Source organism: Anaerotruncus sp. DFI.9.16, from assembly GCF_024461615.1.
Taxonomy (GTDB): domain Bacteria; phylum Bacillota; class Clostridia; order Oscillospirales; family Ruminococcaceae; genus Anaerotruncus; species Anaerotruncus massiliensis.
On record NZ_JANFZX010000091.1, the window covers coordinates 1 to 6735 of the forward strand.

Sequence of the window (6735 nt, forward strand, 5' to 3'; positions counted from 1 at the left end):
CGCCGCCCCCGGGGGGGCGCTCCTTTGCGTTTTTGCCGTCGCATCTCCCCGAAAGCATTTCGGCCACGGTTCCGGAGGCTCGCCGGCAGAGGCGTTGCGCCCGCGGCGCGGCGGCTGGCGGGATGCTGTACGCCCGTCCGCTCATCCGTGGCAGGGCACCGCCGACTTTGGCCGCAGGCCAACCGGAGGCGGCGCGGGGGTCAAGGGGGCGAAGCCCCCTGCGGTTTCTTTCCCCCATTTCTTGTCCGTACAAGAAATGGGGCCGCCCGCCGGGGCGAGACCCGGCAAGCTACGCTGCTCACTGAGCGGCAAGACTAAAACCGCCGTCGGTCGACCACCGACAAACTGCGCCGCTCACTAAGCGGCAAAAACAAAAAAGCCCCCGCATAGCGGAGGCTTTTGCTTTTGCGTGGTCAAAGGATTACAGCGCGCGCTGAATCTTATCGGAACGCAGGCAGCGGGTGCAGGCATAGATGTGGCGGGGAGTTCCGTCGACGATCGCCTTGACACGCTGGACATTGGGTTTCCAAGCGCGGTTGGAACGCCTGTGCGAATGAGAAACCTTGATTCCGAAAGTAACACCTTTACCGCAGATATCGCATTTTGCCATGTTCTGCACCTCCTCTATCATAAGAAAGATTTTACACCTGTATTGTAGGTCAACGTTAGTATTCTACCAGATTCGGCCTTTAAATGCAAGTGGTTTTTCGCAAAATTTTCGGGGAAAAGGCATGAAAAGGGAATTACCGGCAAATCCGCTTGTATTTCCACCCTGGAACAGGTATAATAAACGAGCGGACGCGGCGTTTGACGCAAAGCGCCGCCACATTTTCGACGGGAGAACGCCATGCTGAACTGGGACATGCAAAGCTTTATCGTCACGCTGATCGTGCTGATGACCTCGATGCCGGTGCATGAGTGCGCCCACGCGTGGGCGGCCTATAAGCTGGGGGACGACACCGCGAGCTTACAGGGACGGCTGAACCTCAACCCGCTCGCGCATCTCGACCCGATCGGTTCGGTCATGCTGCTGCTCACCCAGCGGTACGGCTGGGCAAAGCCCACCCCCGTCAACCCCCGCAATTTCACCCGTAAAATCACGATGCGGGGCGGCATGGCCGTCACCGCCCTGGCGGGCCCGGTGTCCAACCTGCTGCTGGGGCTCGCGCTGCTGCTCGTCAATAAATTGGCGGTGCTCGCGCTCGGTTACGCGGGCCAGACGGACGCCGCCGTGATCGTCAGCTATATCCTGCTCATGATGGTCACGATCAACGTGTCGCTGGCGATCTTCAACCTTCTGCCCATCCCGCCGCTCGACGGCTACCGCATCCTGGCCTATTTTATTCCCGCCAAGTGGGAAGCGCGGATCGCACGGTACCAGCAGGTCATCTACATCGTCGTGCTGGTGGCGGTCTTCATGGGCGTGCTGAGCGTCCCGATGGGCTGGCTGACCCGCTGGATCCTCCGGTTCTTCGCCCTGATCACCCGGACACCCGAACTGCTTTACGTATGACGATGGAAAAACTGCTGTTTAAAACGGAGGAGTTCGAAGGCCCGCTCGACCTTTTGCTCTTCCTCATTCAAAAGCACAAGCTGGACATCTGCGACATCGAGATTTCCGCCCTGCTCGAGCAGTATCTGACCTATATCCGCTCGCTGGAGGAACAGGACCTCGAGGTCGCCAGCGAGTTCCTCGAGATGGCCTCCCGGCTCGTCTACATCAAGACGGTCATGCTGCTGCCGCGGCATGAGGAGGAGGGGCTCCAGCTCAAAACCGAGCTCCAGGGCGAGCTGCTCGAATACCAGGTGTGCAGGCAGGTGGCGGCCCAGCTCGGGGCGCGCAACAGGATGTATCTGCAATTTGTGCGTGCGCCGGTGAAGATCGAGGCGGACAACACCTACCGCCTCACCCATCGGGCGGACGAGCTCTACGCCGCCTACCAGGACGCGGCCGGACGCGGCCGCAGGAGGCTGCCGCCCCCGGCGCAGGCGTTTTCGGGCATCGTGTCCCGGCGGGTGGTGTCGGTCGGAAGCCGCATCATTCACATTCTGAAATCCCTCTACCGCAGCGGACGCGCCTCCTACGAGAGCCTTTTCACGTCGAGCGGCGACCGCAGCGAGCTGGTCGCGACCTTCCTTGCGGTGCTCGAGCTGGTGAAGGCGCGCAGGATCACGGTGGAGGGGGACGAGGTGCGCTTCGACCGGTCGAAGCAGGAGCGCCGCGCGCCGGAGGGGGAACCCCCGGCTGTCTAGACTAACGCTGCCGCGGACGCGGCGGAACGGAGCCGTCACATGATCGACCTCATTCAAAAACAGATTCTTTCCATTCTCTTCGCGGGGGGCGACGCGGTGGAACTCTCCCGCGTGGCGCAGGCGGTCGGCGCCGACGAGGAGACGGTCGAACGCCTGCTGCCCGGCCTGCGCGGGGAGCTCGACGACGCGGGGATGCCCTTCGAGCTGCTGCGGCTGGGGGACAGGCTTCAGCTTGCGACGCGGGCGGAATTCGCCCCCGTCATCCGGGAGGCGCTCGAGCTGCGGCGCAACATCCCGCTTACGCAGGCGGCGCTGGAGGTGCTGGCGGTCATCGCCTACAACCAGCCGGTCACCCGCGCGTTCATCGAACAGGTGCGCGGCGTCGAAAGCTCGGGGGTGGTCAACTCGCTGATCGACAAGGCGCTTGTCGAGGAGGCGGGGCGGCTGGAGCTGCCCGGCCGGCCGATCGCCTACCGCACGACGGCCAATTTCCTGCGCTGCTTCGGGCTGTCGAGCCTCGACGAGCTGCCCACCGTCCCCTCGGGGGAGGAGGAGGCGCTCCCGGTGCCCGACGATGTGCTCGAGGGGCAGGTCGCCTTCGGGGAGCTCGAGCTCGCCGGCGACGACGCATAACAAGAAAGGGAGGCGGAGGATATGGCGGCGGTCGTGGGGCTTTCCATCGCGGTCGTGCTCGCGGCGGTCCTGCTGCTGCTCTGCATCCCCGTTTCATTCACGGCGGCCTACCGCACGGGGGAGCCGCCCGAAGCGTACCTGCGCTGGCTCTTTTTCACCATCGACCTGACGAAGGAACCCAAGGAGCGCGGCGCCAAACGGAAAAAGCCCCCCAAGCCGCGGGAGGAAAAGCCCAAGGCCGCCAAAAAGCCGCTGGAATTTTCCGAGCTGCTCGGGGTGGTCGTCGATCTGCTCTCCTCCCTCCGGGGCGGAGCGGGGATGCTCGTCCGAAATTTTGTCTTCTACCGGATCCGTCTCTATATGGTGGTGGCGGGAGAGGACGCCGCGGATACGGCGATGGCCTACGGCCGGGTCAACGCGTTGGTCTACACCGCCTACGCGCTCGCGCTCGGCTTCCTGCGCATTGAAAAGCCGGATATCCAGATCCGCCCGGATTTCACGGCGGAGGAGGGGAAGGTCGACTTCGCCGCGCGCGCGCGGCTGACGCCGCTCGTGGCGCTCGGCGCGGCCATCCGCATAGGGTGCGCGTTTTTGGTCAAAACCATGAGGAGAAAACATGCGCAGGAGCCCCCGGCCCCGGAGAAGGGCGCACGGGGGAAAACCGGAGACTAACAGATCACAGGGAGGTCTTTTCGCTATGGGAAACAACAGCCATCCGATCAACGGGCTGATGGACAGCTCGCTGCAAAACCTGCGTTCGCTCGTCGACGCGGACACGATCATCGGCGAGGCGATCACCGCCCCCGACGGCACCATCATCATCCCGGTGTCCAAGGTCAGCTTCGGCTTCGTGTCGGGCGGCTCGGACATCCCCTCGTCCAAGCAGCCGGAGCTCTTCGGCGGCGGCGCGGGCGGCGGCGTCTCGGTGCAGCCGCTGGCCTTCCTCGTCATCAAGGACGGCAGGGTCGACCTCCTGCAGATGAACGACAACAAGACGACCGCCGACCGGGTGGTGTCGATGGCGCCCGAGGTGATCGACAAGCTGGGCGCGCTCTTCCAGAAGAAGGAGAAGCCCGCCAGGGAAGCGAAAACCGCCGGGGACGACCCGCAGGCCGGGACAGAAATCCACATCGACCTGTAATGCGCCCGGAAAATCCCGCATAAAATGACCTGTATCGAATGATAACGAGGGTGCGGGTGAGGAAGATGCTGAAAAAGGGGATCGCGCTGCTGATCGCGTTTTTGCTTCTGCTGTGCGGGGTGCGGATGACCGAGGCGGCGGCCTTGGAGGAGCAACCCGCGGCGGCGCGGTCGATCCCCGACACGCTGGGGGTCGAGACCAAGGCGAAGGCCGCGCTCGTGATGGACGCGGCGAGCGGCCGGGTGCTCTTCGCGAAGAACGCGAACACGCGCCTGCCGATGGCCTCGACCACCAAGATCCTGTCGGCGCTGCTCGCGCTCGAGCAGGACGGGATCGACGAGTGGTTCACCGTCGACACCGCCGCCATCCATGTGGAGGGGTCGTCGATGGGGCTGCGCGAGGGGGATCAGGCGACGCTGCGCGCGCTCGCCTACGGGATGCTGCTGCCGTCGGGCAACGACGCGGCGGGAGCCGCCGCCGTGCGCATCGCGGGCAGCAAGGAGCGGTTCGCGGCGATGATGAACGAGCGCGCCGCCGAGATCGGCATGGAGGACAGCCATTTCGTCACCCCGTCGGGGCTCGACGACCCGGAGCACTACTCCTCCGCCTACGACATGGCGCTGCTTGCGCGGGAGGCGCTGGAGAATCCCCTCTTCGCGGAGATCTGCGCGAAGCCGAGCGCGAAGATCCAGTATGGGAATCCCCCCTACGACCGGTGGCTGCAAAACCACAACCGGCTGCTCAAAAGCTACCCGGGCACGGTCGGCGTCAAGACCGGCTTCACCGATTCGGCGGGGCGCTGCCTCGTCTCCTGCGCCGATCGGGAGGGGGTGCGGCTGATCGTCGTGACGCTCTCCTGTCCCGACGACTGGAACGAGCATAAAAAGCTCTACGACCGCTATTTCGGCCTGCTGCGGCCGGAGGAGGTCGGCGGGCTCGTGCCGGAGGTGGAGATCCCCGTGACGGGCGGGGAGCGGGACGCGGTCGCGGCGGTTTTCGACGAGCCCGGCCCCGTCGCGCTGATGGACGGCGAGCGGGTCGACGTCGCGGTGACCGCCGCACCCTTCCTCTACGCGCCGGTGAGACGCGGGCAGGTGGTCGGGAGCGTGAAATTTTCCTGCGACGGCCAGCCGCTGGCCGAGGCGGCGCTGACCGCCGCGCGGGACGTGGACGCAGAGGAAACGAAGCCCTCCCTCTGGAGCCGGCTGTTCGGCTGGCTCGGACGGGGCGGGGACGACTGAAACGGATAGAAAGACAGGTTAGGATATGGCAAAGGTAACGGGAATCCGCATCCAGAAGGTGCTGTCGGACAACGGCATCCTCTCCCGCCGCAAGGCGGAGGAGGCGATCAGGCAGGGGCGCGTCACGGTGAACGGGCGCCCGGCGGTGCCGGGCAACCCGGTGAACCCGGCGCGCGATGTGATCGCGATCGACGGGGTCAAGGTGGCGCTCCAGAGGAAGAAGCACAACGTCTACATCATGCTGCATAAGCCGCGCGGCTTCGTGACGACGACGGCGGACGAGATGGGCCGCCGGTGCGTGACCGACCTCGTGGAGGACGCGCCCGCCAGGGTGTATCCCGTCGGGCGGCTCGACCGGAACAGCGAGGGCCTGCTTTTGATGACCAACGACGGCGCCTTCGCCAACATGGTCATGCACCCCTCCAACCACATCACCAAGACCTACCGCGTGACGGTGCGCCCCGGCATCACCGACGAGCAGGCCGCGCAGATGGGCGCGGGGGTGCTGCTCGACGGGAAGAGGACCCTGCCGGCCACCGTGCTCGTGCTCGACAAGGCGGAGGGCCGCGCGGTCTTGCAGATCACCATCCAGGAGGGCCGCAACCGGCAGGTGCGCCGCATGTGCGAGGCGGTGGGGCTCGAGGTGGCGCGCCTCAAGCGGACAAGCGTCGGGCCGCTGAAATTGGGGATGCTCCAGCCCGGCCAGTGGCGGGAGCTCAAGCCCAGCGAGCTGATCGCCCTGCGCAACGCCGTCTCTAAGAAATGATGGAAAACCTTTCCGTATAATTTGCGGAATTTATTACAAGGAGTAACGGGATGTTTCTGATCAAACGCGTGACAGACCCGCGCCTCGCCGCGCGCATCTGCGACAGCTTCGGCGCGCCGGAGAACGGTTCCTTCGCCTACGCCGCCACCAAGGGGGACGAGGTGCTCGGCACGGCGGTGTTCTTTACCGCACCGGGCGGCTGCGTGACCCTCGCCGGCGCGGACACCGGCCGGCGGCTCGATGTGGGGCTTGTCGACGGGATGGCGCGCGCCGCCTTTACGGCGCAGATGCGCGCGGGGGCCCTTTCGGCGAAGCTCGGGGAGGGGCTTTCGGAGGAGCTGCGCCTCGCGCTCACCAAGCTCGGCTATGAGGCGCGGGAGCCTTTCCCGCTCGAGGCGTTCTTCGCGAAGAAGAGCTGCGGCTGCGGGCGGTGAGGCCCGCGGGCGACATCGATACGCAAATACCAAAACGCCGCGGGAGACCGCGGCGTTTTTCCTGTCGGAAACGTGGAAAAGAACCGTTAATCTTTTATCAAAAACCGCAAAAAACAGCTTGTTATTTGGGATGGAAAAGTGTATACTTTATTGTGGTTACATTTTGACATTTTCTTTTTTTCATCTGTGGAAAGTCAACAAATGCGACCGAATCCCGTATTTTGATCCCCGCCGGAACGGCGGCGGGGGGGGGGGGGGGCGGGGGGG

The 6735-nt window shown here is 64.8% G+C and carries 9 protein-coding genes; 8 read left to right on the top strand and 1 reads right to left on the bottom strand.

What is annotated here, in order from left to right; genetic code table 11:
* Positions 1-421: 421 nt before the first annotated feature.
* Positions 422-610, bottom strand: a complete 189-nt coding sequence (rpmB, locus tag NE609_RS16480) for a 50S ribosomal protein L28 (RefSeq protein ID WP_101548888.1) — start codon at positions 608-610, stop codon at positions 422-424.
* 237 nt (positions 611-847) lie between these two features.
* Between rpmB and NE609_RS16485 the strand changes: the two genes are divergently transcribed.
* The 8 genes from NE609_RS16485 (at position 848) to NE609_RS16520 (ending at position 6468) form a co-directional block, all read left to right on the top strand.
* A complete protein-coding gene (locus NE609_RS16485; protein ID WP_256153141.1) occupies positions 848-1513 on the top strand; it encodes a site-2 protease family protein in 666 nt (221 codons plus the stop codon).
* On the top strand, positions 1510-2253 hold the full coding sequence (locus NE609_RS16490; protein ID WP_256153142.1) for a ScpA family protein: 744 nt from the start codon (positions 1510-1512) through the stop codon (positions 2251-2253). The genes NE609_RS16485 and NE609_RS16490 overlap by 4 nt, the downstream gene beginning before the upstream one ends.
* A 39-nt stretch (positions 2254-2292) precedes the next feature.
* On the top strand, positions 2293-2886 hold the full coding sequence (scpB, locus tag NE609_RS16495; protein ID WP_256153143.1) for an SMC-Scp complex subunit ScpB: 594 nt from the start codon (positions 2293-2295) through the stop codon (positions 2884-2886).
* A gap of 21 nt (positions 2887-2907) precedes the next feature.
* On the top strand, positions 2908-3558 hold the full coding sequence (locus NE609_RS16500; protein ID WP_256153144.1) for a DUF2953 domain-containing protein: 651 nt from the start codon (positions 2908-2910) through the stop codon (positions 3556-3558).
* A gap of 25 nt (positions 3559-3583) precedes the next feature.
* Positions 3584-4027 (top strand): GerW family sporulation protein, encoded by a 444-nt coding sequence (ytfJ, locus tag NE609_RS16505; protein ID WP_101548898.1) that lies wholly within the window; start codon positions 3584-3586, stop codon positions 4025-4027.
* Positions 4028-4092: 65 nt separating this feature from the next.
* On the top strand, positions 4093-5268 hold the full coding sequence (locus NE609_RS16510) for a D-alanyl-D-alanine carboxypeptidase family protein (protein WP_256153145.1): 1176 nt from the start codon (positions 4093-4095) through the stop codon (positions 5266-5268).
* Positions 5269-5293: 25 nt separating this feature from the next.
* Entirely contained in the window at positions 5294-6034 is a 741-nt protein-coding gene (locus NE609_RS16515; protein ID WP_121586920.1) for a pseudouridine synthase, read from the top strand.
* A gap of 50 nt (positions 6035-6084) precedes the next feature.
* Positions 6085-6468, top strand: coding sequence for a hypothetical protein (locus NE609_RS16520; protein ID WP_101548904.1), 384 nt, complete (start codon positions 6085-6087; stop codon positions 6466-6468).
* Positions 6469-6735 lie beyond the last annotated feature (267 nt).

Bases quoted from the DNA above. Each gene is read 5' to 3' on its own strand.
- rpmB (WP_101548888.1), bottom strand. From the start codon at position 610: ATGGCAAAATGCGATATCTGCGGTAAAGGTGTTACTTTCGGAATCAAG.
- NE609_RS16485 (WP_256153141.1), top strand. From the start codon at position 848: ATGCTGAACTGGGACATGCAAAGCTTTATCGTCACGCTGATCGTGCTG.
- NE609_RS16490 (WP_256153142.1), top strand. From the start codon at position 1,510: ATGACGATGGAAAAACTGCTGTTTAAAACGGAGGAGTTCGAAGGCCCG.
- scpB (WP_256153143.1), top strand. From the start codon at position 2,293: ATGATCGACCTCATTCAAAAACAGATTCTTTCCATTCTCTTCGCGGGG.
- NE609_RS16500 (WP_256153144.1), top strand. From the start codon at position 2,908: ATGGCGGCGGTCGTGGGGCTTTCCATCGCGGTCGTGCTCGCGGCGGTC.
- ytfJ (WP_101548898.1), top strand. From the start codon at position 3,584: ATGGGAAACAACAGCCATCCGATCAACGGGCTGATGGACAGCTCGCTG.
- NE609_RS16510 (WP_256153145.1), top strand. From the start codon at position 4,093: ATGCTGAAAAAGGGGATCGCGCTGCTGATCGCGTTTTTGCTTCTGCTG.
- NE609_RS16515 (WP_121586920.1), top strand. From the start codon at position 5,294: ATGGCAAAGGTAACGGGAATCCGCATCCAGAAGGTGCTGTCGGACAAC.
- NE609_RS16520 (WP_101548904.1), top strand. From the start codon at position 6,085: ATGTTTCTGATCAAACGCGTGACAGACCCGCGCCTCGCCGCGCGCATC.